20 protein-coding genes are annotated in these 25,153 nt (G+C 72.9%); 6 read left to right on the top strand and 14 right to left on the bottom strand.

Going from position 1 to position 25,153, the window contains the following annotated elements:
* Positions 1-12: 12 nt before the first annotated feature.
* From ACIPKM_RS05270 to ACIPKM_RS05260, 3 genes are read right to left on the bottom strand one after another with little or no spacing between them, the layout of a single operon-like run.
* Positions 13-882: an ABC transporter permease gene (locus tag ACIPKM_RS05270; RefSeq protein ID WP_071295296.1), complete on the bottom strand. Its 870-nt coding sequence runs from the start codon at positions 880-882 to the stop codon at positions 13-15.
* Positions 882-1,649 carry an ABC transporter ATP-binding protein gene (locus tag ACIPKM_RS05265; RefSeq protein ID WP_254790797.1) on the bottom strand — a complete coding sequence of 256 codons (768 nt, stop codon included), beginning with the start codon at positions 1,647-1,649 and terminating at the stop codon, positions 882-884. The genes ACIPKM_RS05270 and ACIPKM_RS05265 overlap by 1 nt, the downstream gene beginning before the upstream one ends.
* A gap of 37 nt (positions 1,650-1,686) precedes the next feature.
* Positions 1,687-2,970: an amidohydrolase family protein gene (locus ACIPKM_RS05260; RefSeq protein ID WP_402736316.1), complete on the bottom strand. Its 1,284-nt coding sequence runs from the start codon at positions 2,968-2,970 to the stop codon at positions 1,687-1,689.
* Between the two features lie 187 nt (positions 2,971-3,157).
* Here ACIPKM_RS05260 and ACIPKM_RS05255 point away from each other — a divergent pair, with 187 nt between their 5' ends.
* Positions 3,158-3,775: a helix-turn-helix domain-containing protein gene (locus ACIPKM_RS05255; RefSeq protein ID WP_071295298.1), complete on the top strand. Its 618-nt coding sequence runs from the start codon at positions 3,158-3,160 to the stop codon at positions 3,773-3,775.
* The gene (locus tag ACIPKM_RS05250; RefSeq protein ID WP_402736315.1) at positions 3,772-4,725 is read left to right on the top strand and encodes a PDR/VanB family oxidoreductase; all 954 of its coding nucleotides are present in this window, start codon (positions 3,772-3,774) and stop codon (positions 4,723-4,725) included. Before ACIPKM_RS05255 ends, ACIPKM_RS05250 begins: the two co-directional genes overlap by 4 nt.
* 9 nt (positions 4,726-4,734) lie before the next feature.
* Here ACIPKM_RS05250 and ACIPKM_RS05245 read toward each other — a convergent pair whose 3' ends face one another.
* Positions 4,735-6,132: an amidohydrolase family protein gene (locus tag ACIPKM_RS05245; protein WP_194671963.1), complete on the bottom strand. Its 1,398-nt coding sequence runs from the start codon at positions 6,130-6,132 to the stop codon at positions 4,735-4,737.
* Between the two features lie 169 nt (positions 6,133-6,301).
* On the opposite strand from ACIPKM_RS05245, the gene ACIPKM_RS05240 reads away from it, so the two are divergent.
* Complete coding sequence (locus ACIPKM_RS05240; protein WP_402736314.1) at positions 6,302-7,600, top strand: amidohydrolase family protein; 1,299 nt, start codon at positions 6,302-6,304, stop codon at positions 7,598-7,600.
* 20 nt (positions 7,601-7,620) lie between these two features.
* Here the strand turns inward: ACIPKM_RS05240 and ACIPKM_RS05235 are convergent, their stop codons facing one another.
* From ACIPKM_RS05235 to ACIPKM_RS05225, 3 genes are read right to left on the bottom strand one after another with little or no spacing between them, the layout of a single operon-like run.
* A complete protein-coding gene (locus tag ACIPKM_RS05235; RefSeq protein ID WP_402736313.1) occupies positions 7,621-8,613 on the bottom strand; it encodes an XdhC family protein in 993 nt (330 codons plus the stop codon).
* Positions 8,613-11,390 (bottom strand): molybdopterin-dependent oxidoreductase, encoded by a 2,778-nt coding sequence (locus ACIPKM_RS05230; protein ID WP_402736312.1) that lies wholly within the window; start codon positions 11,388-11,390, stop codon positions 8,613-8,615. The genes ACIPKM_RS05235 and ACIPKM_RS05230 overlap by 1 nt, the downstream gene beginning before the upstream one ends.
* Positions 11,387-12,205 (bottom strand): FAD binding domain-containing protein, encoded by an 819-nt coding sequence (locus ACIPKM_RS05225; RefSeq protein WP_309778761.1) that lies wholly within the window; start codon positions 12,203-12,205, stop codon positions 11,387-11,389. The genes ACIPKM_RS05230 and ACIPKM_RS05225 overlap by 4 nt, the downstream gene beginning before the upstream one ends.
* Before the next feature lie 284 nt (positions 12,206-12,489).
* Between ACIPKM_RS05225 and pucL the strand changes: the two genes are divergently transcribed.
* Together pucL and ACIPKM_RS05215 are read left to right on the top strand one after the other, a co-directional pair.
* Positions 12,490-13,434, top strand: a complete 945-nt coding sequence (gene pucL, locus ACIPKM_RS05220) for a factor-independent urate hydroxylase (protein WP_402736311.1) — start codon at positions 12,490-12,492, stop codon at positions 13,432-13,434.
* A complete protein-coding gene (locus ACIPKM_RS05215; protein ID WP_402736310.1) occupies positions 13,431-14,000 on the top strand; it encodes an NTP transferase domain-containing protein in 570 nt (189 codons plus the stop codon). Before pucL ends, ACIPKM_RS05215 begins: the two co-directional genes overlap by 4 nt.
* Before the next feature lie 26 nt (positions 14,001-14,026).
* On the opposite strand, the gene ACIPKM_RS05210 is transcribed toward ACIPKM_RS05215, so the two are convergent.
* The 5 genes from ACIPKM_RS05210 to ACIPKM_RS05190 form a co-directional block, all read right to left on the bottom strand.
* On the bottom strand, positions 14,027-14,548 hold the full coding sequence (locus tag ACIPKM_RS05210) for a hypothetical protein (protein ID WP_402736309.1): 522 nt from the start codon (positions 14,546-14,548) through the stop codon (positions 14,027-14,029).
* A 97-nt stretch (positions 14,549-14,645) separates the two neighbouring features.
* Positions 14,646-17,156, bottom strand: a complete 2,511-nt coding sequence (gene opgC, locus ACIPKM_RS05205; RefSeq protein ID WP_402736308.1) for an OpgC domain-containing protein — start codon at positions 17,154-17,156, stop codon at positions 14,646-14,648.
* Positions 17,153-17,566 carry an ATP-binding protein gene (locus tag ACIPKM_RS05200; RefSeq protein ID WP_261645721.1) on the bottom strand — a complete coding sequence of 138 codons (414 nt, stop codon included), beginning with the start codon at positions 17,564-17,566 and terminating at the stop codon, positions 17,153-17,155. Before ACIPKM_RS05200 ends, opgC begins: the two co-directional genes overlap by 4 nt.
* Positions 17,563-19,584, bottom strand: a complete 2,022-nt coding sequence (locus ACIPKM_RS05195; RefSeq protein ID WP_402736307.1) for a glycosyltransferase — start codon at positions 19,582-19,584, stop codon at positions 17,563-17,565. The genes ACIPKM_RS05200 and ACIPKM_RS05195 overlap by 4 nt, the downstream gene beginning before the upstream one ends.
* 297 nt (positions 19,585-19,881) lie before the next feature.
* Positions 19,882-20,601, bottom strand: coding sequence for a TetR/AcrR family transcriptional regulator (locus tag ACIPKM_RS05190; RefSeq protein WP_402736306.1), 720 nt, complete (start codon positions 20,599-20,601; stop codon positions 19,882-19,884).
* A 125-nt stretch (positions 20,602-20,726) separates the two neighbouring features.
* On the opposite strand from ACIPKM_RS05190, the gene ACIPKM_RS05185 reads away from it, so the two are divergent.
* Positions 20,727-21,653 carry an NAD-dependent epimerase/dehydratase family protein gene (locus ACIPKM_RS05185; protein ID WP_402736305.1) on the top strand — a complete coding sequence of 309 codons (927 nt, stop codon included), beginning with the start codon at positions 20,727-20,729 and terminating at the stop codon, positions 21,651-21,653.
* An 80-nt stretch (positions 21,654-21,733) separates the two neighbouring features.
* Here ACIPKM_RS05185 and ACIPKM_RS05180 read toward each other — a convergent pair whose 3' ends face one another.
* On the bottom strand, positions 21,734-23,050 hold the full coding sequence (locus ACIPKM_RS05180) for a fibronectin type III domain-containing protein (RefSeq protein ID WP_402736304.1): 1,317 nt from the start codon (positions 23,048-23,050) through the stop codon (positions 21,734-21,736).
* 191 nt (positions 23,051-23,241) lie between these two features.
* Positions 23,242-25,080: a DEAD/DEAH box helicase gene (locus tag ACIPKM_RS05175; protein WP_402736303.1), complete on the bottom strand. Its 1,839-nt coding sequence runs from the start codon at positions 25,078-25,080 to the stop codon at positions 23,242-23,244.
* Positions 25,081-25,153 lie beyond the last annotated feature (73 nt).

Below are 25,153 nucleotides of genomic sequence, written 5' to 3'. Positions count from 1 at the left end.
CTGGGGGGGGGATCAGCTGAAGTCGTGCCAGCGGCCGACGGCCAGGCGGCCGATCAGGCCGAACACGAGGAAGACGGCGACGCCGTAGAGCGAGGCGATCAGGATGGTCGCGTACAGCTCGGGGCCCATCAGGCGCGATGCGGTCACCTGGATGAGGACGCCGAGCCCGGGGTTGCCGCGCTGGAAGAACTGGTCGCCGACGATCGCCCCGATGACGCTCAGCCCGGCGGAGGTGCGCAGGCCGACGAAGATCGACGGCAGCGCGGCGGGGAACTGCAGCTTGACGAGCTGGGCGAACCGGCCGGCACGCTGCAGCTGGAACAGCTCACGCTGCGCGCGGTCGGCGGACTGCAGCCCGAACAGCGTGTTCGACACCATCGGGAACAGCGCGATCATCACGGTGACGATCACGCGGCTGACGAACTCGTAGCCGAACAGTGCGCCGATGAGCGGCACGAGGGCGAGGATCGGCACGCACTGCAGCACCACGGCGTACGGGTACAGCGAGTTCTCGAGCCACTTCGCCTGCGCCATCGCCATCGCCCACACGACGCCGATCACGATCGCGAAGCCGAGGCCGGTGAGCGAGACGACGGTGGTGCGTCCGAGGGCGGACCAGAGGTCGGAGCCGAACGTGGACGGCGACCCGTCCGGCATCGTCGGCGCGACGATCGCCTTCGCCACGAGGTGCGGGTACGGCACGAGGAAGGCCAGGCCGCGGACGTGGTCGTAGTACGCGGCCGCCGCGTACCAGATGCCGACGAGCACGGCGAGGACGACGACGGGCTGCCACCACGCGATGCCGCGGCGGGCCCGAGGAGCGGCGCGACGGGCGGCGGCCCGGACCGCGCGGGTCTCGGCGGCCTCCTGCAGGGTGACCATCAGCGGTGTCCTTCCCGGAGCGCGTGCGAGACCTCGCCGACCAGTTCGGCGAACTCGGGTGTGAAGCGGATGTCGGGGTCGCGGGGCATCGGGAACGGCACGTCGAACCGGCCGACGACGCTGCCGGGGCGCCCGGACATCACGATCACCTCGGTGGAGAGGTACACGGCCTCGGACACGGAGTGCGTGATGAAGAGCCCGGCGAACTGCTGCTCGACGAAGAGCCGGAGGAGCTCGTCGTTGAGGCGTTCGCGGGTGATCTCGTCGAGGGCACCGAACGGCTCGTCGAACAGGAAGAGCTCCGGGTCGAGGGTGAGCGACCGGGCGAGCGAGACCCGCATCCGCATGCCGCCGGACAGCTGCTTCGGCAGGTTCGTCTCGAAGCCGTTCAGGCCGACGAGCTCGATGGCGTGGGCGGCCTTGGCGGCTCGCTCGGCCTTCGACACGTGTCCGAGCTCGGCGAGCAGCTCGACGTTGCCCTGCACGGTGCGCCAGGGCAGGAGCGTGGCGTCCTGGAAGACGTAGCCGATGCGGTCGGCCGCGACACCGGCCGACCCGTCCGACGCGGTCTCGAGGCCGGAGGCGATGCGGAGCAGCGTGGACTTGCCGCAGCCGGACGGGCCGACGACCGAGACGAACTGGCCGCGGTCCACGGTGAGGTCGACGCCCTGCAGGGCGATGGTGCCGTTCGGGAAGGTCATCTCGACGTTGCGGAAGTCGAGCAGCGTGTCCGTCGTGGCGACGGGTGGCGGGGCGGTGGTGGTCACGATCACCTCGGGTTCTCGGTGCGGGCGGGCGGAGGGGTCAGGCGGGGACGGCGGCCGCGGCTGCGGCCGGCGTGGCGACGGTCCGTCGCACCTCGGTGCGGGCGACGAGTCGCCCGCGAGACAGGACGACGCGGTCGGCGGGGGCGTTCGCGACGGCGTCGGTGACGCTCGTCGCGGCCACGGCGAGCAGGTCGGCGCGCCGCCCGGGGACGGGACCGGCGGCCGGGAGGCCCATCACGCTCCGGGCGGTGTCGCTCACCATCGCGTACGCCTGGTCCGGCGTCACGTGGCCGGCGGAGACGAGCAGCGATGCGGTCTCGAAGGCGTCGCTCCGGCCGACCGGGTTGAAGGGGTCGCGGACGTTGTCCGCGCCGGCGGCGACGCGGACGCCGGCGTCGAGGAGCGCCTGGATGGCGGTCAGTCCCCGCGGCGTGGCGACCGGGTACTGCCAGCCCTGCAGGTACAGGTTCGTGATCGGCAGCGTGATCACCCCGAGGTCGGCTGCGGCGACGTCGGCGACCACCTCGGCGAGCCGCTCCGGCCCCAGGGTGCCGAGACGGACGCAGTGCCCGGCGGAGTACTGCCGGTCCCGTCGCAGCGAGCGGGATGCCCGGGCGTAGTGGTCGAGGGTCACCGGGCCGTCGAGGCTCTCGTCGGCGTGCAGGTCGACGCCGAGGCCCCGTCGGTGGGCGATGGCGAGGAGTCGGTCGACGTCCGCGAGGGGGTCCTCGGCGAGGTGCGGGGCGCCGCCGACCAGGTCCACGCCGAGGTCGAGCACCGCCTCGACGTGCTCGTCGGGGGCGAGCGGGCCGGCGAGGGCGACGAGCTCGATGTCCATCAGGCCGGCGAGTTCGTCGCGGACCTGCACGAGGGCGCGGGCGCCGCGCAGGGCCTGCTCCGTGGTGGCGGGCCGGTCGGCCGCGCTGTGTCGGCCGCTGAGGACGTCGACGTGGCTCCGGACGGCCGTGGTGCCGGCGGCGAGCAGGGTGAGGGCGGCGGTCCGGGCCCGGTCGGCGATGTCCTCGACGGTCATGGTGGTGGCGTGCGCGGTCCACGAGGCGATCGCGGCACCGAGGTCGCCGAGCGGCGGCCGGATGACGTCGGCGCTGAGGGCCTTGTCGAGGTGGGCGTGCGGTTCTGCCGGTGCGGTCAGGAGCAGCCGGCCGCCGAGGTCGATCGTCTCCTCCGCCGGCGCCGCGAGGGTGCCGGCCGGGGCCACGGTGGAGACGGTCTCGTCGTCGATCGCGACGTCGACCGACCGGCCGTCCGGCAGCAGCGCGGAGCGCAGGAGGGCGATCGGGCGGGGCACTGACGAGTCCATCCGGAGCCTCTCGATCGTGTGTGAGAATGTTGATCGCATCAACATCTCCGATGCTAGGGCGGCAGTGTTTCCCTCTCGTTTCGAGGCGGTTGCCGTGTGTGACGCCCGCCCCGACGCGACCGGGAGCGGGAACGAGCGTTCCGGCCGAGCGGTCGGGACGGCCCCACCGAGGACGAGAGGAGCGCGCGTGAGCACCGGCACCACCACCGAGACCGACCGCGTCGTCGACGACCAGACCCAGCGGATCGGTGAGCACATCCGTGCCCGTCGACGCGCCGCACGACTGACGCTCGTGCAGGTCGCCGAACTGACCGGGCTGTCGCACCCGTTCCTCAGCCAGGTCGAGCGCGGGCACTCCCGCGCCAGCATGGTGTCCCTCGAGAAGATCGCCGCGGCGCTCGGCACGACCCAGGTCGAACTGCTCGCAGCCGGTGCCCCCGAGCGACCGGAGCACGAGGTCCGCCTGCCCGAGGTCATCCGTGCCGGCGAGGGCGCCCGCGGACCGTTCTCGAGCGGCGAGGCCCGGCTGCTCGTGCACGCCGGCCCACACGCGTTCGAGCCGCTGGAGTGGGTCGGCGACAACACGGACCTCGGCGAGTACTTCGAGCACCACGAGGACGAGTTCCTCACCGTGCTCGCCGGCCGCGTGCACCTCGACCTGCGCGGACGGGAACCGCTCGACCTCGGGCCCGGCGACTCGGCGTACTACCGCGGCGGCACCGGCCACCGGTGGTGCAGCGCGGACGGCAGCCGCTTCCACATGATCGTGGTCAAGGAGACCCCGCGCGCCGGAGCGATCGCGTGAGCGCCGTGCCGGAGCGTCGGCGGCTGCGCGTCGCCGCCCGCCACGAAGTCGCCACGGACGTCGTCGCACTCGACCTGGCCCGGGTCGACGGTCCGGCACTGCCGGACTGGGAACCCGGAGCGCACGTCGACCTCGAGGTCTCCCCCGGGACCGAGCGCCAGTACTCGCTCGTCACGACGACCGCCGACGGGCACTGGCGCATCGCCGTGCTCCGCGAGCCCGACGGCCGCGGCGGATCGGTCGCCGTGCACGAGGCGCTGGCGGTCGGCGACGAGGTCGTGGTGGCCGGGCCGCGGAACCACTTCGGCCACGACCCGGCGCGCCCCGCGGTCTTCGTCGCCGGGGGCATCGGGATCACGCCGATCCGGTCGATGATCGCCGCCGCCGAACGCGCCGGCACCCCGTGGGAGCTCCACTACGCGGGGCGGTCCCGCGACCGCATGGCGTTCGTGCACGAGCTCGTCGCCGCGCACCCCGACCGGGTCGTCGTGGCGGCGGCGGACGAGGGCGTCCGGCTCGACGTCGACGCGCTCCTCGCCGCACCGCGCGACGCGGTCGTGTACTGCTGCGGGCCGCGCGGGCTCATGGACGCGGTCGAGGCCGCCGCCGCGCACTGGCCGGCGGGCAGCGTCCGCGTCGAGCGCTTCGAGCCCGCTGCGGACGTCGACGCCCCCGGCGAGGCCTTCGAGGTCGAGCTCACGGTCACCGGCGTCACCGTGACGGTTCCAGCCGACCGGACCCTGCTCGAGGTCGCGGAGGACGCCGGCGCCTTCGTGCTCTCGTCCTGCCGGGAGGGCACGTGCGGCACCTGCGAGACCCCCGTGCTCGAGGGCGAGGTCGAGCACCGGGACACCGTGCTCAGCCCCGAGGAGCAGGCCGACGACCGCACCATGATGGTCTGCGTGTCCCGCGCCCGGCGCGGCTGCCCGCGACTGGTGCTCGAACTCTGACCGGACGGACTACGGACGCTCGGTGCCGTCGAGCGGGCCGCCGGTGAGCGCGGACAGGCGCTCCAGCCCCGCTTCGGCCACGAGCTGCCGGGCGAGCGGACGCGCCCGTTCGACCGCCTCACGCACGTCCACCCGGGTGACGTCGCCGTCCGCGACGCTCAGCTCGCCGTCCACCCAGACGTCGCGGACCTCGCGGCTGCCGGCGACGAAGACCACCGCCTGGTAGGGGTCGTGGACGTTCGCGAGGGTCGGGGAGTCGCCGTCGAGGACGACCAGGTCCGCGCGCTTGCCCGGCTCCAGCGAGCCGATCTCGTCCTCCATGCGCAGGGCACGGGCGCCGCCGATCGTCCCCATCTCGAAGGCCTCGCGGGCGCTCATCGCGGTGGCCTGCAGGTCCCGCACCCGAGCGAGCAGCGCGGCCGTCTTCATCGCCTGCAGGAAGTCCTGGGAGTCGTTCGACGCCGGGCCGTCGACCCCGATGCCCACCGGGACGCCGAGCGCACGGAGTTCCGCGATCGGGGCGATGCCGCTGGCGAGGATCCCGTTCGCGACCGGGTTGTGGGCCACGCCGACGCCGCCCGCCGCGTACCGCTCCCGGTCCTCGCGGTCCACCCAGACGCTGTGCGCGGCGATCACCGGGACCTGGAACATGCCAGTCGCCTCGGCGTGCCCGATGGCCGTCCGTCCGGTGCGCTGCCGGGCCGCGGTGACCTCCTCGCGCACCTCGTGGAAGTGCACGTGCACGCCGTGGCCGCCGGCGACCGCGTAGTCGACGTGCTCCTGCCAGGTGTCGTCCGTGTACCGCCCGATCGACGAGACGCCGACCCGGAACGTGCTGTACCGGCTGGCGGCGGCGGCCTCGCGCAGGGCCTCGAACTCCTCCAGGATGGGCGTCGCGCCGAAGTCGCGGTCGACGTCGCCGGAGCCGAACGACACGACCCCGCGCAGCCCGAGGTCCTCGAGCGCCTGCACCACGCCGGGTGTCGCCGGTTCGTCCGGCACCGGGTCGGCGCAGAACATGTCGTTCGCCGTCGTCACCCCGCTCCGGAGCAGCTGGATGCCCTGCAGCACCGTGCCCGCGTACGCCTTGTCCCGGGTCATCACCGGGTTGACGCGCCCGATCAACGCCGTGAGCCACTCCCACAGCGTGTACTGCGAACCGATCCCCGTGATGAGCCCCTCGCTGAAGTGGCCGTGGGTGTTCACGAAGCCGGGCGTGACGATGTCGTACGCACCGCCGCGCACCGGCGCGTCCGGGTGGGCCGCGGCGAGGTCGGCGTACGTGCCGACCGCGGCGATCCGGTCGCCGTCGAGGAGCACGGCCCCGTCGCGGATCGCGGCGGGCGTGGCAGCGCCGTCGGGTGCTGCGGTGAGCACCCATCCGGCGCGGATCAGGGTCTGCGTCATGGGGCGAACCTACGGTCCGCGTGTTCCCCGGGTGTTTCCGCCCGGTTACCCCGCGGTGCCGACCCACGGTCCTGGAACGCCGGGACCGAGCAGCCACGCCGTCCGTGCGCACCCCGTCCGTGCGCACCCCGTCACGGGCCGGAAACAGGGGACTGCTAGAAACACCACCATGCTGACCGTCACCGGTGCCCTCCGCGTCCTCGTCGACCCCCGGACCGAACGGGAGGGCGACGTCGTCGTCGACGACGGCAGTGACCTCGTCACCACCCTCGACGCGTCCGGGTGCGTCGTCACGGCCGGTCTCGTCAATGCGCACCACCATCTCCTCCAGACCGCGTTCCGCACCCTGCCCGGAACTCGCGGCGTGCCGATGGCGGACTGGCTCCCGACCATGGCCGCGGCGTACGGACGGGTGGGGCACGACCCCGAGCTGTACGCACTGGCGGCGTCCGCCGGAGCCGCGGAGGGCCTCCTGTCCGGCGTCACGACGATCGCCGACCACCACCTGAACTGGCCCGCCGAGGCGACCACGGACGACACCGTCGCGCTCGCCGCGGCCACCGTGGGCGCGGTCCGCGGTCTCGGCGGTCGGGTCGTCTTCGTCCGCGGCTCGGCACGGGACGACCCGGACCGCGCGGCGGCCTCGGCGGACGCGATCGCGTCACGACTGCTGCACGACGACGCCGTCGGCGGCGTGGACCCGGACGGCGGGCTCCAGGTCGCCGTCGGTCCGGCCGGCGTGCACTCCGACGGCGAGGCGACCTTCCGCGCGCTCGGCGAGGTGGCGGCGCGACACGGACTCCGCCGGCGGACCCAGGCCAACGAACAGGTCGACACCGCGATCGCGCTCGAGCGCTACGGCCGTCGGCCGCTCGACCTGCTCGAGGAGTGGGGGTGGCTCGCGCCGGACGTCACGATCGCGCACCTCTGCGACGTCACCGACGACGAGATCGCCCGGCTCGCGGCAGCGGGCGTCACCGCCACGCACGCACCCGGGTGCGACGTGCCGATGGGCTGGGGCATCGCTCCCGTCGCACGGCTCGCCGCGGCCGGGGTCCCGGTCGGCCTCGGCACGAGCGGTGGCGGCAGCAACGACGCCGGACACCTGCTCGCGGACGCCCGGTTGGCCATGCAGGTGTCGGCGCTCGTCGGGCCGCAGCTGCCGGCGCGGCAGGTGCTCGGCGCGGCGACGGAGGGTTCCGCGACGGGGCTCGGGCGCCCGGAGCTCGGGCACCTCGGCGCCGGGAGCGCGGGCGACCTGTGCGTGTGGGACGTCTCCGGGGTGGCGGACGCGGGAGTCGCCGACCCCGTCGCGGGACTCCTCTGGGCCGCCCCCGGGCGGCGGCCCCGACACGTCGTCGTGGGCGGGCGCGTGGTGGTCCGCGACGGGGAGCTCGTCGCGGCGGACGAGCGGGAGATCACGGCGCGGCTCGCCGAACGACTGGCCCGGACACCCGCCGTCGCCTGACCCGATCGTGCGCCGCCGGCTCAGCTCGCGGACACCGCCCGGCGGTGGATGGGACCGGCACCGTCGACGAGCGCACCGCCGCCGGCGCCCGTCCGGACCGCGATCACCTCGGCCATGATCGCGACCGCCATCTCCGCCGGCGTCGTCGCACCGATGTCGAGCCCGATCGGGGACCGCAGCCGGTCGGTGTCCGGCGTCCCGAGCGCCCGCAGCTCCGCCATCCGACGTGCGTTCGTCGTGCGGGAGCCCATCGCCCCGACGTACCCGGCACCCCGTCGGAGCGCCGAGTCGACCACGGCGGCGTCGAACCGGTCGTCGTGCGCGAGCACCACGACGGCGGTGGTCGCGTCAACCGGCAACGCCTCGACCACACGCGTCGGCCAGCCCACGATGCGTTCGTCGGCGGCCGGGAAGCGCTCGTCGGTCAGGAACACCGGCCGCGGGTCGACGACCGTCACGGCGTAGCCGAGCACCGCGGCCGTGTTCGTCAGGGCCACCGCGAACTCGACCGCGCCCACCACGATGCACCGCGGCCGGACGTCGGCGCGCTCGACGAAGAGCCGGCCGCCGCAGCCGTCGGGGACGTGCACGACCGCGCCGAGCGTTGCCGGGTCGAGCGAGAGGCCGAGCGACGTCGGCACCCCGGACGCCGCGCGCCGGAGTGCGTCCACGACGTCGACGTCCTCGGGACGGACGCGACGGACCAGGACCTCGACGCGACCGCCGCAGCGGAGCGCCGGTGCCCACATCGCGTCGACATCGTCCGGGTCGTCGTCGAACCCGAAGCGTTCGAGCACCGCCTCGCCGGTCTCGAGGACCTGTTCCGCCGTGTCGAACAGCGCCCCCTCGACGCACCCGCCGGAGATGGTGCCGACGACCTGGCCGCCGGGCAGGACGGCCATCGACGAGCCGACGCCGGTCGGCGCGCTGCCCGTCATCGCGACGGCCGTCGCGACGACCACGGGGTCCCCCGCGTCGAGGGCGGCCAGGAGGCGCGGTGCCAGTTCGAACATCACGCACCTCCGGCGTCGGTCGCGTCCTGGAGCATCGCCCAGACCCGGTCGCGCGTCATCGGCAACCGGTGGGGGCGCACGCCGACGGCGTCGCGCACCGCGTTCGCGACGGCTGGCGCGACCGGGTTGTACGGCGCCTCGCTCATCGACTTCGCGCCGAGGGGGCCGAGCGGGTCGTGCGTGTCGGCGAAGCGCACCTCGGTGCGGGGCACGTCGGAGATCTTCGGCACCCGGTACGCCCGGAACGCGTCGGTCGTCACCCGACCGGTCTCGTCCAGCACGACCTCCTCGTAGAGCGCCGAGCCGATCGCCTGCGCGGCGCCGCCCTCCACCTGGCCGCGGAGCTGTTCCGGGTTCAGGACGGTGCCGGCGTCCACCGCCTGCACGCTGTGCAGAACGCGGACCTCACCCGTCGGCCGGTGCACCGCCACCCGGGCGCCGTGCACGGTGAACGCGAGCGACCGTGGCGTGCCGTCGTGGCTGCCGTGCGCGACGAGCGGGCCGTCGGCGAGCAGCTCGGCGTGCCCGACGAGCTCCTCCCCGATGCGGACGCCGTCCGGCCCGATCGAGACCGCCGGCCCGAGCGGACCCGACGCGGTCCGGGGTGTCCGGGCGGCGACGATCCCGAGGGCGCGCCCGGTCATGTCCTCCCGCAGTGCCTGCGCCGCGGCGTACAGCGCCTTGCCGGCGACCACGACCCCGGCGGACCCGAACGCCCCGGTGTCGTGCCGGGCAGCGTCGGTGTCCGACTGATGCACGTCGACCCGGTCCGTGGTGGTGCCGAGGGCGGTGGCGACGAGCTGCGTGTGCACCGTCGTCGTCCCGTTGCCGAACTCGGCCGTGCCGACGCCGATGCGGTACCGGCCCTCCGCCGTGGCCTCGACCGACACGTGCGCGTGGTGCCCGCGCGGTGGCATCGTGGCGATCGCCGCGAGGGCGACCCCGGTGCCGAACGCCCAGTCGCCCGAGTCGTCCAGCGGCGGACCGTCCATCCGGGGGACCTCGGGCACCGGTGCGCGGAGGGCGTCTTCCACCAGATCGATGCACTGGTCGAGTCCGTAACTGCCCTCCCAGCGCAGGTCGTCCTGCTCGTCCGGGTCCGTGACCACGAGGGGGTCTCCGGGGACCACGACGTTCCGCCGCCGCAGGTCGAGCGGGTCGATGCCGAGTTCCCGGGCGAGCTCGTCCATGGCGGACTCGATCGCGAACACGACCTGGCCGAGCCCGTACCCGCGGAACGCCCCGGACGGCAGGTTGTTCGTGTACACGGACTCCGCGTCCACACGCTTCGACGGGCACCGGTACACGGCGACGGAGTCGCTGACGGAGTGGAACATGACACCGATCCCGTGGTTGCCGTACGCGCCGGTGTCCATGGTCTGGTCGACGTGCAGTGCCGTCAGGTGCCCCTCGGCGTCGGCGCCGAGCCGGACCCGCACGCGCATCGGGTGCCGGGTCGGGGCGATCGTGAACTCGTCACGCCGACTGAACTCGTACTGCACCGCGCGACCGGTCCGCAGCACCGCGAGGGTGACCAGGTCCTCGGTCAGCAACTCCTGCTTCCCGCCGAACCCACCGCCGACGCGCTTCGCGATGACACGGACTCGGCTCGGGTCGAGGCCGAACACGTGCGCGATCTCGTCCCGCACCAGGAACGGGACCTGCGTCGCGGTCCGGAGCACGAGCCGCCCGTCGCGGTCGACGGACCCGCGGGTCGCGTGGGTCTCGAGCGCGGCGTGCGAGACGCGGCCGGTCGTCCAGGTGCCCTCGACGGTGGCCGCGGCCGTCGCCAGGGCTCCGTCGACGTCGCCCGTCTCACCGTGCAGGGCGGCGACCACGTTGCGGCCCGGCTCGGCGATCCGGTGCTCCTGGGTCGTCTTGTCGGCGTGCAGGAGCGGAGCACCGGCGGCACGGGCCGCGTCCGGGTCGTGCACGCTCGGCAGCACCTCGTAGCGCACCCGAACGAGGGCGCAGGCCTGCTCGGCGATCCGAACGCTGTCCGCGACCACTGCGGCCACGCGCTGCCCACGGAACCGGAGCACCCGGTCGAGGACCCGGGTGTCGTCCGGGTCGTCCAGGCGGGACTCGTGCCGACCGGTGGAGAACAGCACGCCGGGGTCGTCGTGGTGCGTGAGGACGGCGTGCACGCCCGGGAGGGCTTCGGCCGCCGCCGTGTCGATCGACACGATGCGGGCGTGCGGGTGCGGGCTGCCGAGGACCGCGAGGTGCAGCAGCCCCTCGGTCCGCCGCACGTCGAGCGTGTACTCCTCGCGTCCGGTCACGATCGCCATCGCGGCCGGGGCGGCGACCGACGTGCCGATCGCCTGACCGGCCGCCGCGCACGCCGTGTTCGCGACCCCGTCCAGGGCGTCCTCGATCGCCCGGTACCCGGTGCACCGGCAGATGTTGCCCTTCAACGCGCGGTGCCGGTCAGCAAGCGCGTCCTCGTCGAGCGTGGAGGCCGTGACGACGTACCCGGCGGTGCAGAAGCCGCACTGGAAGCCCGGCGCCTCGGCGAACGCGCGCTGCACGGGGTGCGGGTCCTCCGGCGTGCCGAGCCCGGCCGCCGTGGTGACGGCACGCCCCGCCATCCGGTGCGCCGGCGTGATGCAGGAGTGGACCGGCACACCGTCGACGAGCACCGAGCACGCACCGCAGTCGCCCGCGTCGCAGCCCTTCTTCACGGACGTCACCCCGTGCTCGCGGAGCAGGGTGCGGAGGACCTGACCGGGCTGCGGTTCGGCGTCCACCGTCACGCCGTCGACCTCGAACCTCATGCCGCACCGCCCGTCGTCCCGAGCGCCTCGGCGACGAGCTCCGCCGCGAACCGCCGGCTCACCGCGCGCCGCCAGTCCGGGGATCCGTGCGGGTCGTCGTACCAGGCGTCGTGTGCCTCGAGCCGTGCGTCGACCTCCGCGGCGGTCGGGACCCCGGCGTGACGGAGCACGAGTGGCCGCGGGGTCGCCCCGGTCACGACGAGGACGAAGCCCGACGCCGACCACCGCGCCGTGACGAGTGCACCGGTCCGGCCGTGCGGGCTGAGGGACACCCGGCGGAACCCGGTGCGTGCCACGAGGGCCGCTCGTGGCACGTCGAACGCCCGGATGACCTCACCCGGCGCGAGGTCGGTCGTCCGCGGCCCGGTGACCAGGTCCGCCACCGGGACCCGGCGCTCCCCGCCGTCCGGCGTCCAGACCTCCGCGATCGCGTCGAGCGTCACGAGCAGCGCGGTGATCGCCCCAGCCGGCAGGGCGACCGCGACGTTGCCGCCGACCGTCGCCTGGTTCCACACCTTGAACGACGCCAGCAACGCGTTGGCACACCGGTCGACGAGCGGCCAGGCACGCCAGTCGTCCTCGGGCGCCACGCGCAGCAGCGACGCGATCGTGCACGTCGCGGCGATCCGGAGCCCTCCGGCGCTGCGCTCGGTGTCGCGCCACCCTAGTGCCGTGAGGTCGACGAGCCCGGTCAGGCCCGGCTGCTCCTCCGAGTACAGCCAGGTGCCACCGGCGAGGGGATGCTCACCGGGACCGAAGGAGAGGTCGTCGCGGTGCGACGGTGTCCGCACGGTGCGGACGGAGACGAGGTCCATTGCAGGGTCCGATCGGGATGGTGGGACGGGTGTCGGTGGCGCCGTCGGACCGTCGTCCGTGCGCGATCATCCCGCGGTTCCACGCCGAGGACCGCCGGGGTGCGGATGTGTGCGCCACGGGGCCCTCCTCGATCGGGTGCGTCGTGGCGGCAACGCTATGGAACGGGTGTTTCCGTGTGGTTACGGGCGTTCGACGGCTGCGTCACGACCGGGCCGTGGCCGCTGACGGAGCTCGTGACCTGTTCGACCCACCGCCGAAACACGCGGGTGTCATCGTCGCCTCCATGGAGATCACCGACGTCCAGCCAGTCCCCACCACCACGACCGTCCACCTCGGTGCGAACCAGTACGGCAAGGCCGAGGTCCGGCTCGTCCGGGTGACGCGCGACACCGACCGGCACGAGATCGAGGACCTGACCGTCACGACCCAGTTGCGCGGTGCGGCGCTCGCCGACTCGTACACCGAGGGCGACAACGCCAAGGTCGTCGCGACGGACACGCAGAAGAACACCGTCTACGCCTTCGCGAGGGAGCACGGGGTGGGCACGCCGGAGGAGTTCCTCCTGCGCCTCGGCCGGCACTTCAGCACCGCCTTCGACTGGTACGACGGCTCCACCCTGTCCGCCGAGCAGCACACGTGGGAGCGGATCGTCGTCGACGGCCGGGAGCACGACCACTCGTTCGTCCGGGCCGGCCGCGGAACCCGCACGGCCGTGGTGCAGGTCGACGGCGACGACGTGCACGTGCTCGCCGGGGTCACCGACCTGACGGTCCTGAAGTCGACGGGCAGCGAGTTCCACGGGTTCCCGCGCGACGGGTACACGACGCTCGCGGAGACCGACGACCGGATCCTCGCGACCTCGGTGACGGCCCGCTGGCGCTACACGCCCGAGGCGGTGGCGGCGGGCATCGACTACGACGCCGTGTACGCGGGCGTCCTCGACCGGATGCTCGCGACCTTCGCCGAGCTGCACTCCCTGGCGCTGCAGCAGACCCTGTTCGCGATGGGCCGCTCGGCGATCGAGGCGTTCCCGGAGATCGCCGAGGTGCGGTTCTCGATGCCGAACAAGCACCACTTCCTGGTCGACCTCGCACCGTTCGGCCTGGACAACCCCGGCGAGGTGTTCTTCGCCGCCGACCGGCCCTACGGCCTCATCTCCGGCACCGTCGTGCGCGACGGCGTCGCCGAGGCCCCAGCCGCGTGGACGTCGGTGCCGGCGTTCGTGTGACCGACGTGGTGGGCGTGCTGCTCGCCGCCGGTGCGGGGACGCGGATGGGGCGGCCGAAGGCGCTGGTCGCCGAGCCGGACGGCACCCCCTGGCTGCACCTCGGCGTCGACGCGCTCCTCGTCGGGGGTTGCGACCGGGTCGTCGTCGTCCTCGGCGCCGCCGCCGACCGGGCGCGGGCCCTCGTGCCCGCCGAGGACGCCGTCACCGTCGTCGTCGCGGACGACTGGGCAGCGGGTCCGGGCGCGTCGCTCGCCGTCGGGCTCGCGGCCGTCACCGGTCCGGCGACGGCGTGCGTCTCCCTCGTCGACCTGCCAGGCCTCCCCGCGTCGGCCGTCCGGCGGGTGATCGGCGACGGTGACCACCCGGCGGCGCTCCGCCGCGCGGTCCACCACGGCATGCCGGGACACCCGGTGGTCGTCGGCTCGGAGCACCGCGCCGCGCTGGTCGCCGCGCTGTCCCGCGACCCCTCGCACGGCGCCGGGCCGTGGCTCGCGTCGTCGGGCGCGGAACCCGTCGAGTGCGGCGACCTGTGGGACGGTCACGACCAGGACCGCCCCCGCTGCTAGCGGGGGTCGCGGTCACCCATCGCGTCTCACTGGACCGACCGCGCACGGCGGTCGAGTTCGGTCAGCATCGCGTCGGTCCGGCGGACCGCTCGAGGGGCAACGATCAGGGAAGCGACCAGCATGACGAGGAAGAGGCCGACGAAGATCCAGGAGAGCGGTTGTCCGGACACTGCGAGCCAGACGGAGAGGCCGGTCATCGGAACGTACAGCAGCGGGGCCGCCCATCGCAGCGGGCGGTACTGGTTCCGGTGCTGCTGCACCGCGCGTCGCCATCCCTCGACGTCGACGTCGGGCGGAACGACCCCGCGGCGGACTGCTCGACGGAAGCCCGCGTCCTGCAGGACGGTGCCGTACCCGCGCCGCAGCCGGATGAGGAAGATCGCCATGACGATGCCGTACGCGGAACCCGTGATGGCGGAGATCACGGCTCGCTCGACAGCGTTGAGCTCCGGCATCACGACGATCGTCACCAGGAACCACAGGCCGCCGAACGCGACGGCGAGCGCCAGCGCAGCCAACCACCACGGCCACCGTCTCATCAACCCCACACGACCAGCTTTCCAGACACGGGCGCACCGCGACCAGCTGACGGACGGGAGGCGCGGTGCGGGCCCGCCCCGCGCCTCCCGTCCGTCCCACAGCGCGTCAGCGCGGGATCACCGAGAACAGGAACCGCTTCCGCACCATGTACCAGGCCAGCAGGATCAGCAGGGTGTGGGTCGCGAAGCCGATCCAGCCGTTGCCCCAGTCGACACCCGGGATCGACGCGATCGCCAGCGCGAAGAACACCTGCCAGACGAACACGTAGAGACTCGCCTGCCCGATCGGGATCCACAGCCATCCGATGGCCTTCGCGATCGGCTTCCAGAACACGGTGAGGATCGCGTACGACACGATCGCGAAGAAGGCGATGTCGACCAGGCGCCCCCACTGCAGGTCGACGCGCTGGTAGGCGGTGTTGTACAGCTGGTCGTACATCGAGGCCGGGAACGGCACGGGCGTGAACCCGAAGTGGTCGCCCGCCCAGACGTAGACCAAGAACAGGGCGTACCCGCCGATGCCGACCCCGACGAGGACCTTGCCGAGGCGCCCGGTCAGTGCGCCGATGATCTGCCGGCGGTAGTACCCGAGCACGAGTCCGTGGGTGAACACGACCTGCCAGGTGAGGAGCGGGAAGACCGCCTCGAACTGGGAGTTCAGCGGCCGGAACTCCGGGTTGAGCGCCTGGTAGACGTAGAGCGCCCAGCTGACGATGAGCAGCGCCCACCAGAACCCGCGGCGGATCACCCACATGAACGCCGGGATGAACAGGCTCAGCACCACGAAGAGGCCCATGATGTTGAACGGCCACGGGCCCATCTCGAGCAGCAGGAACTGCCGGATCGCGTACCAGGGCGGCGGGTACGCCAGCAGCTGCATCGCGTTCGGGTAGAGGTCGTAGACGCGCCCCTCGGCGCCGACTCCCCCGGTGCCGGTCCCCCGGTCGGTGAAGGTGGTGATCGCGTCGGTGTTCAGGAACGGCACGAAGCTCAGCGCGAAGACGACGAGGATCACCCCGAGCGTGACGAGGTACTGCTTCCGCGCGCGTTTCCACGCCCCGATGGCGGCCGCCCACTCGCCGAACTTCTTGATGGCGAACGGGTAGGTCATGCCGAGGACCATGCCGGACAGGAACACGAACATCTCCGCGCCGGTGATCGCGCCGACGGCGTGCAGCGTGATGTACGAGTACGGTCCGCCGATCTCGATGTGGGTGATCACCACGGCGAGGATGATGAACCCGCGGAACAGGTCGAGCCGCAGGTCGCGCCCGGGCTTGCCGTCGTCGGGGTAGCGCCAGCTCGGCAGCAGCCGACCGAACAGGCCGCTCAGCAGGAACACGACCGCGAGGCCGACGGCACACCAGACGATCCAGGCCATCTGGTCGCCGCCGGTGTCGTACTGCTGGTCGGTCGCCGCGGCGCCGTCCCGTGGCGTGACCTCGTCCGTCACGGGTCCGAACACGAAGTCGCCCGCGCGCTCGAGGTCGGTGCGGAACGAGCCGGCGATGCCGGGCACGGCGGTGTCGCGCCAGTCGGCCACGCGGTTGCCGGCCTCGGGTTCGCGGCGGTTCGTCTCGAGGAACGTCACGCCGCGGATCAACGGGCGGTCCTGCACGGCGGCGATCACCTGTCGCCACCAGCCCTGCTTCACCGGGAGTTCGTCGGCGCCCCGGAGCGAGTGGTCGTACAGCGCCCCGGTGTCGAGCAGCATCGGCCGGTCGTCGGCCACGGCGAAGCGGTCGTAGAAGCTCCCCTGTTGTCGCTGCTCGTAGCCCCAGGTCTCGTCGAAGCGTGCGGAGACCTCGCCGGCCTCGGGGACGTCGTTCCGGGTGAGCGGGACGTCCCGGCCGGCTGCCTCGGTCGCCTTGCCCTTGCCGAAGTACAGCATCGACAGCCCGACCCAGTCGACGGAGGAGTCCCCGGGCCAGTACGGCTCGTAGGGGTCGTCGGCCGCGGTGAGCTGTCCGTCGCCGTTCGTGTCGAGCTTCGAGACGTCGGTCGCGGAGAGGTCCTGCAGCCGGCCGGCGGACTCGCCGAAGGGGTAGCCCGCACCGTAGGACGGGGACCACACCATCAGCGCGTCCGAGCTGCCGCCGTGGACCGCGGTCGCGAGCGTCCGGAAGGCCGAGACGAACTGGGTCGGCTGCTGCCCCCACCGCACCCACGTGCCGTTCATCTGCGGGGCGAACCGGACGAGCACCTGGGTGTCGTACTGGCGGTGGACCTCCTCGAGCAGGGCATTGGCCGCGCGGGCGTCGGCCGCGGTGAGGGACCGGAGCGACCGGTCGGGCTCGAGGCTCACCACGAGGACGGCGCCCTGCGTCGCGGCAGCGCGGGTGGCCCGGAGGAACTCCTTGCGGGCGCTGCGGTCGAGCGGGTACTGGATCTCCACGCCGTACATCGACGGTGTCGCACCGAGTCGTCCCGCGTACCCGGCCGGTGCGTCGTCGCCCCAGTCGATGTCCGGTCCGAACCAGGTCTTCCCGTCGGACGGCGCGATCGACGCACCGCTCGTCGCGGCAGCCTGCACCGCCGACGCCGGCAGCGCGCCACCCAGGGCGAACGTCGCGAGCACCACCAGGAACGCGACGAGCCGGGCAGCGGTCCGGCTCACCGTGCGCACACCAGGGTCCAGACGTTGTGACCGCCCTCGTGTCGGTGCTCGAGCCGGTCGAGCGCGGCGATCGCGAGGGCCAGGCCCCGACCGCTCTCCTCGTCGGCGTCGGCCATCGTCACGGCAGCGAGGTCGATGTCGACCGGCAGCCCGTTGTCGGTGAGCACGGCGACGAGCTCCTGGTCGGTCGCATCGAGTTCCACGGTGTAGCGCCGGCCGGCTTCCTGGTCGGCGCGGCGGGTGTGCTCGACGATGTTCGCGGCGATCTCAGCGAGGGCGGTCTCGAGGCCGAAGCGGAGCCGGACGTCGTCGATGCCGAGGGTGTCCCACCACGCGCCGAAGCGGTCCTGCACCTCGTCGAGGGACGCCGGCACCGCCGGGACGTCGAACTCGACCCGCGCCGGGCTCACAGGGGTCCCCCGGCCGTGCTCGACTCGTGCTCGGACTGCGCGGTGCCCGGTCCGCGGTAGAGCACGGCCCGGATGACGATGCTGAAGATGAACAGGTCGAACACGACCCATGCGGTGTTCACGAGCGGCGCGATGCCGGACGCCTGGCCGGTCAGGTACCGGATGCCGATCAGGATCAGCGCCGCCACGAGGGCCCCCATCGCGATGAGCTGGGGCTTCACGAGGTCCCACCGCGGCTTCTGCTCGGACTCGTCACGGACCTTCGGGGTGACCCGGAAGCCCAGCGGCTTGCCCCGGAACACGTTCTCGAACGCACTCGTGACGGACTCGATCCAGACCGGGAACAACGCCAGCGAGTACTGCTGCCCGCGCCACGTCGGTCTGCCGGCCGCCACCACCCAGAAGAGCAGCTGGTTGAGGACGAGGAACGGGATGAGCCGGACGAAGAAGTCGACGCTGTACGCCTGGACCGGCACCACACCGAAGGACAGGCAGAGCACCGGGGCCGCGATGTAGACGATCGCGGCGAAGCCGGACAGGTAGCTCCACATCGTCGAGAAGTACATGAGCCGCTGCCCCCACGACAGGCCCTTCTGCACGAGCGGGTTCTCGCGGAAGAAGACCTGCATGGTGCCCTGCGCCCAGCGGAGCCGCTGCACGAGCATGGTCGGCAGGTCCTCGGGTGCGAGGCCCTTCGCCAGGATCTCGTCGTGGTAGGCCGACTTCCAGCCGAGGCCGTGCAGGCGCATGGCGGTCGCCATGTCCTCGGTCACCGAGATCGTCGCCAACGGCATGATCGGCTGGGCCTCGTCGTCGCGGTTGACGTCGAGCGCCCGGGTGAGCACGGCGATGGACTCGATCGCGGCGACCGGCGAGGCGTCGCGGCGGCCGAGGACGTCGAGTGCCGCGTCGTCGAGGCCCGCGAAGGTGTTCGCGTCGGTCGACATCGCCGCGAGCTCCTGCAGGTCGTTGCGGACCGATTCGAGGTCGGACGCGGCGAACCGGTAGGAGATCGTGTCGATGCCGCGTTGGAAGTCGTAGGTGACGTCGCCGAGCGGCTCGCCCCGCTGGACCTGGTCGCGGGCACGGTCGACCACGGCCTCGGCCTCGTCGAGCGCCCCGAGCACCCGCGGGTCGGTCTCCGTCTCGCGTGCTCGGGCGAGGAGCTTCCGGGAGGTCTTGATCGTCCGCGCGACCGAGGCCTCGACCTCGCGCACGTACCGGGTGACCCCGAGCTGCATGAGCGCCTCGCGCCGGAGGATCGCGTTCGACCCGCAGAAGAACGCGGCGTTCCACCCGTCCTTCGACTGCTGGATCGGCCCGTAGAAGAGGGGCGCCTGGCTGCCGAGCAGGTCGGCTTCGGGGACGTTCTCGAACCACTGCGGCGTCTGGACCAGCGCCATCCGCGAGTCCTTGAAGTACCCGAGCGTGCGGTCGAGGATCGACGGTTCCGGGATCTGGTCGGCGTCGAGGATGAGGAGGAACTCCCCCTGGGTCGCGAGCAGGGCGTTGTTGAGGTTCCCCGCCTTGGCGTGCCGCGGTCGGTCGATCCAGTCGGCGCCCCGGGTGATCACGCCGATCCCGAGCGACTCGGCGGCGGCGCGCATCTCCGGACGGTTGCCGTCGTCGAGGATCCACGTGGTGTGCGGGTGGGTGATCGCCTTCGCCGCCGTCGCGGTGCGGACGACGAGGTCGACGGGCTCGTTGTACGTCGTGATGAAGACGTCGACGGTCACGGGGTCCTGCGGCGGGGTCGGCGGTTCCCCGCGTTCACGGAGCCGCCAGGCCCCGAACGCGAAGAGCAGCGAGTCGATCACGCTGTACGTCTCGGCGAGGATCAGCGGGACGGCGATCCACCACGAGTGCCAGTTCACCGAGGCGGCCCAGCGCCAGACGATGTAGTTCACGCCGGCGATCGAGGCGAGCAGGGCGACGGTCCGGACGGCGACGAGGCGCTTCCGGGGTGTCCCGGTCGTGAGACGGCGGCGGTCCTGCCGGCTGACGTCGAGCGCGGTCACCGGGTGCCCCCGACGACGGCGTCGCCGAACGTGCTGCGTCGCAAGCGAGCCTCCCTGATCCGTCGGCCCCCGGCCGCGGCGCGCGCCCGAGGGTGGTGGTCCGTCCGGGGAGACTCCAGGTGTGCCGTCCCGAGCGTGGACTCGGTCGTCGGGTACGACCGGGGCCCACGACCTGTCTACCGCAGGAACGGGCCCCCTGTCAGACCGGCACCCCGCTCTGGGGACAACAGAACGCGGCCGACGGACGACACGACCCGCGACCGACGGACGGCGCGACCCGCAGCGCGCGCGACCCCGTCAGTCGAACTCGGCGACGAACCCGAGTCCCTCGGCCAACCGCGCGACGACCTCGTCGAAGTACGCCGCACCGTCCGACACCGAACCGACGAAGTGCCCGAACAACTCGAACGACACCGTGCCGAACACCGTCGTCCAGGCCATCAGCGTGCGGACGAGGACCTCCTCCGGCAACTCCGTGCCGAACGCCCGCAGGGACGCCACCCCATCCGCGACCGCCGCAGCCACGAGCCCCGGACCCGACCCGGCCGGGAGCGGGGCACGGTACCCCGGGTCCGCCACCGCGTCCGCGACCACCCGCACGATCGTGAGCGTCGTCCGCGACGCCGGGTCCACGGTCGACCGCGGCGCGACGTACCCGGGCACCGGCGAGCCGAACAGGAGCGCGAAGTCCCCCGGGTGCGCGATCGACCACGTCCGGATCGCCCGGCACACCGCGACCCACCGAGCCCCGGGTGCCGGTCCCGCTGCCGCCTCGGCTGCCTCGACCGCGCCGCCGAGCTCGTCGTAGTCGGCGATGAGGAGCGCCGTGAGCAGGTCGTCGCGGCTCGGGAAGTACCGGTAGACGGCCGACGACACCATCCCGACGTCACGGGCGACGGCGCGGAGGCTCAGTTGCGACGGCCCCTCCTCGGTGAGCCGGACACGGGCAGCGGCGAGGATGCCGGCCCGCACGGTCTCGCGTGCGAGGGCTCGTGCAGTGGGCGCCTTGTCCGTCATGCCTCCACCATGACACGAGAGAGCACTGCACACAATCGAGAGCACTGCTCTTGCAATTCGGCGATCGCTCGTGCATGCTGAGAACCGAGAGCGGTGCTCTCGCAAACAGACGAAAGCAGGAAGCCATGTCGCAGCACCACGTCGTCATCGGTGCCGGTCCGGTGGGCCGTCACGTCGCCGCACTCCTCGCGGAACGGGGCGAGCGGGTCACCGTCGCCACGCGCTCCGGCCGGGACACGGGTGTCTCCGGCGTCGAGCACCTCGCCCTGGACGCCTCGGACGCCGACGCGCTCACCCGGACGACCGAGGGGGCCGTCGCCCTCTACAACTGCGCCAACCCCGGCAACTACACGCAGTGGGAGCAGACCTGGCCGCCGCTCGCGACCGCGCTGCTCACCGCCGCCGAGCGGACCGGCGCGGTGTACGCCATCACCGGGAACCTCTACCCCTACGGCCCCGTCGACGGACCGATGCGCGAGAGCCTGCCGGACGCCGCGACGGACCACAAGGGCCTCCTGCGGGCACGGCTCTGGGCCGACGCACGCACGGCGCACGAGGCGGGACGGCTGCGTGCCGTCGAGGTCCGCGCCTCGGACTACGTCGGCGCCGGCATCGGCGAGAACGGCCACATCACCCGCGTCCTGCCGGCAGCGCTGCAGGGGAAGGCGGTGTCGATGATCGGCCGGACCGACCTGCCGCACACCTTCACGGACGTGCTCGACGTCGCCCGGATGCTCGTCGCGGCCGCGGCGGACGAGAGCGCCCACGGACGCACCTGGATGGTGCCGAGCAACACGCCGCGGTCGCAGGTGCAGGCCCTCACCGAGGTGCTGGCCGCGGCGGCGAAGCCCCCGGTCACCGTCCGGCGTCTCCCCGCCGGCATGCTCCGCGCGATGGGCCTGTTCTCACCGATGATGCGCGAGATCGCCGAGATGAGCTACCAGTGGACGGCCCCGTACGTGGTCGACGACTCGGCGGCCCGAGCCCACTTCGGCATCGAGCCGACCCCGTGGGACGAGGTGTGCCGCCGGACCGTCGAGGGCGTCGCCTGAACCGGCTGCGCACTGCATGACGGGAGGCGCGGTGCGAGCCCGCACCGCGCCTCCCGTCAGTCACCTGGTCGGGTCCGACCTCAGATCACCAGCAACCGCGAGAACTGTCCGGCGGACAGCCGCTGCGCCACGCCGCCTGCGGCGTCGAGCCGCCAGAGGCCGGTCGTCGGGCCGGCGCTCACGTTGAAGAACAGGTCGCCCGCCTCGTCCGCCGCACCGATCCACACGCCACGGCCCTGGGCGGTCACGCCGCTCGTGGTCTGCTCGGTGGTCGTCCCGTCGGCCGTCCGCGAGGTCAGCGAGGTGATGGTCTTGTCGGCGGTGCAGCCGCCGGGGCTGCCCTCGCTCGGAGCGGCGCACCACCCGGCGGACTTCGCGGACACCAGCGCCCGCCCGTTCGTCGCCGCGTAGGTGAAGCCGATCCGGGACTCCGCCGAGACCAGCTCGCTCGAGCCCTTCGCCAGCAGGACCCAGCCGCTCGCGCCGGACGCGCCGGTCGAGAGGTAGTTGACGTAGAGGTTCCCGCCGCCGTCCGCGATGACCGCCGCGAAGATCCGGTAGCCGGTCTCGGGGATCGACCGGGTGGTCCGGACGCCCGTCGGCGACACGGAGACGACCTTCGTCGCGGCGCCCTGGGTCCCGAAGGTCACGGCCGAGACCGTGCCGTCGCGTCCGACCGCCCAGCCGGAGCCGGCCGAGGGGATGATCGCCGTCGGTGCCGCCCCGGACACCGGGAGCTTCGTGATCGCACCGGAGACCGAGTCGACCCAGTACAGGTTGCCGGCGACGTCCGAGCGGAGGTCCGCCGTGAGGTGCAGGCCGGTCGCCACGGTCCGGGCAGCGGCACCGCCGGCGGGGTACATCACGATCGAGGTGCGGTCCGCCGAGGGCACGAACACGTCGCCCACGTCGTCCGCCGTGAAGCCGGCGGCGTTCGGCGCGATCGTGGTCGGGGCGGACGTGCCGGAGGTCGGGAACCGCACGACCGAGCCCGCGCCGTCGAGTGCGAACAGGGACTGCACGGTCTGGACCGACCCGGGCGCGGTGTACCGCACCGAGACGGCCTTGCCCGTGCCCCGGGCCCCGACCGCACGGACCGAGAACGTGTACGCGGTGCTCGCGGTCAGGTTGCCGAACCGGTCGGACCGCGCGCTGGCCGGGAGCCGGTCGACGCCGGCGTCCGGCTGCTGCTGCGCGGGCGAGACGGTGACGCGCCAGCTGGTGACCTTCGCGCCGGACTTCGGGAGTCCCCAGGTCACGGTCGCGCTGTCCGCGGCTCCGGTGACGCGGACGGAGGTCGGTGCGCCGGGCACCGACGAGGGTGCGGCCGTCGCCGGCGCGGCTCCCCCGATGACGAGCGCCACCGCGGCTGCGGCGGTCAGTACGGCTCTGAACACGTGCGTTCCCCTGTTCGTCCCGTGGTCCATGCGCCACGACTACGGACATCAGAGCACCGGTCGGACCTCTCGGACCCGTCGGCGCCGGGATCGTGCGGGCCGTGCAGGCCCTCATGCGTCATCCCGCAACCCGGAAACGACGGGAGGCGCGGTGCCAGCTGGCACCGCGCCTCCCGTGAAAAGAACGCGCGTCAGTGACGCGGCTTGCGCTCCGCGCGGTCGTCGCGGTCGTACCGACGCGGCCCGCGGTCGTCACGGTCCCGACCACCGGCACGCGGCCCACGGTCGTCGCGGTCGTACCGGCGCGCCCCGCCGCCACCACGGCGGTCCGGCTTGATCTCGATGAGCTTCCCGCTGATCCGGGTGTCCGTCAGCCGGTCGAGCACCCCAGCGTCCATGTCGGCGGGCAGCTCGACGATCGAGAAGTCCGGGCGGATCTGGATCGCCCCGAAGTCGTCACGGCGCAGACCACCCTCGTTCGCGAGGGCCCCGACGATCTGGCGCGGCTCGACGCGGTGCCGACGCCCGACCTCGATGCGGTAGGCGGTCATCGGCTGCGAGCGGCGCGGGCCACGGTCAGCCCGGTCGCCACGGGCACCGCGGTCGTCGTCACGGTCACGGCGGTCGCTGCTCCGGCCGTCGCGGTCGACGCGGTTCCGCAGCTCGTCGGCCTTCGGGTCGAGCAGCAGCGGGTCCTCGCCCTGCGCGACGACGGCCAGCGCGGCGGCGACGTCGTCGGCCGGGACGTCGTGGTGCTCGACGTAGTGGGCGATGATGTCGCGGAACGCGGTGATGCGGTCCTGCTGCTCGAGCGCCGCGGTGATCGCGTCGTCGAAGCGGGTGAGGCGCGTCTCGTTGACGTCCTCGATCGTCGGCAGCTGCATCTGCGTGAGCGGCTGCTTGGTGTGCCGCTCGATCGCGGACAGCAGGCGTCGCTCGCGCGGGGTGACGAAGCTGATCGAGTCACCCGAGCGGCCGGCACGACCGGTGCGGCCGATGCGGTGCACGTAGGACTCGATGTCGACGGGGATGTCGTAGTTCACGACGTGCGTGATGCGGTCGACGTCGAGGCCGCGGGCGGCGACGTCGGTGGCGACGAGGATGTCGAGCTTGCCGGACTTCAGCTGGTTCACCGTGCGTTCGCGCTGGGCCTGGGCGACGTCACCGCTGATGGCCGCTGCGGCGTACCCGCGGGCGCGGAGCTTCTCGGCAAGGGTCTCGGTCTCGCTCTTCGTGCGGACGAAGATGATCATGCCCTCGAAGTCCTCGACCTCGAGGATGCGGGTGAGCGCGTCGACCTTCTGCGGGTACGACACCATGAGGTACCGCTGCGTGATGTTCGCCGCGGTCTTCGTCTTCGTCTTGACCGTGATCTCGGCCGGGTCGGTGAGGTACTGCTGCGAGATGCGGCGGATCTGGGCCGGCATCGTCGCGGAGAACAGCGCGACCTGCTTGTCGTCCGGGGTCTCGGCGAGGATCGTCTCGACGTCCTCGGCGAAGCCCATCTTGAGCATCTCGTCGGCCTCGTCGAGCACGAGGTACTTCAGCTCGGACAGGTCGAGCGTGCCCTTGGCGATGTGGTCCATGATGCGACCGGGCGTGCCGACGACCACGTCCACGCCGCGGCGCAGGGCGGACAGCTGCACGCCGTACGCCTGGCCGCCGTAGACGGGCAGGACGTGCACGTGCTTCATGTGGGAGGCGAACTGCTCGAACGCCTCGCACACCTGCAGGGCGAGCTCGCGGGTCGGCGACAGCACGAGCGCCTGCGGCACCTTGCTGCCCGCCTCCATGCGGGACAGGATCGGCAGCGCGAACGCCGCGGTCTTGCCGGTTCCGGTCTGCGCGAGGCCGACGACGTCGCGCCCCTCGAGCAAGGTCGGGATCGTGGCCTCCTGGATGGCGGAGGGGGTCTCGTAACCGATGTCCTTCACGGCCTTGAGCACAGCATCGCTCAGGCCGAGGTCGGCGAAGGTCACCACTGGCCCGTCGTCGAGGGTCTCAGTGGTGGTGGCGGTGTCCGTGCTCATGCGGAAACGGTATCTCGAATACGGCGCGAGCAGTGACGAACGGGAGGATCGGGGCGGGCCCGCACCGCGCCTC

The sequence above is a fragment of the Curtobacterium sp. NPDC086286 genome (assembly GCF_044746255.1).
In the GTDB taxonomy this organism is placed as follows: domain Bacteria; phylum Actinomycetota; class Actinomycetes; order Actinomycetales; family Microbacteriaceae; genus Curtobacterium.
This window is presented reverse-complemented; position numbering and strand designations above follow the sequence as displayed.

Coding starts and splice junctions, on each gene's coding strand:
- ACIPKM_RS05270 (WP_071295296.1), bottom strand. CDS start 882: ATGGTCACCCTGCAGGAGGCCGCCGAGACCCGCGCGGTCCGGGCCGCC.
- ACIPKM_RS05260 (WP_402736316.1), bottom strand. CDS start 2,970: ATGGACTCGTCAGTGCCCCGCCCGATCGCCCTCCTGCGCTCCGCGCTG.
- ACIPKM_RS05245 (WP_194671963.1), bottom strand. CDS start 6,132: ATGACGCAGACCCTGATCCGCGCCGGATGGGTGCTCACCGCAGCACCC.
- ACIPKM_RS05240 (WP_402736314.1), top strand. CDS start 6,302: ATGCTGACCGTCACCGGTGCCCTCCGCGTCCTCGTCGACCCCCGGACC.
- ACIPKM_RS05235 (WP_402736313.1), bottom strand. CDS start 8,613: ATGTTCGAACTGGCACCGCGCCTCCTGGCCGCCCTCGACGCGGGGGAC.
- ACIPKM_RS05230 (WP_402736312.1), bottom strand. CDS start 11,390: ATGAGGTTCGAGGTCGACGGCGTGACGGTGGACGCCGAACCGCAGCCC.
- ACIPKM_RS05225 (WP_309778761.1), bottom strand. CDS start 12,205: ATGGACCTCGTCTCCGTCCGCACCGTGCGGACACCGTCGCACCGCGAC.
- pucL (WP_402736311.1), top strand. CDS start 12,490: ATGGAGATCACCGACGTCCAGCCAGTCCCCACCACCACGACCGTCCAC.
- ACIPKM_RS05190 (WP_402736306.1), bottom strand. CDS start 20,601: ATGACGGACAAGGCGCCCACTGCACGAGCCCTCGCACGCGAGACCGTG.
- ACIPKM_RS05185 (WP_402736305.1), top strand. CDS start 20,727: ATGTCGCAGCACCACGTCGTCATCGGTGCCGGTCCGGTGGGCCGTCAC.
- ACIPKM_RS05175 (WP_402736303.1), bottom strand. CDS start 25,080: ATGAGCACGGACACCGCCACCACCACTGAGACCCTCGACGACGGGCCA.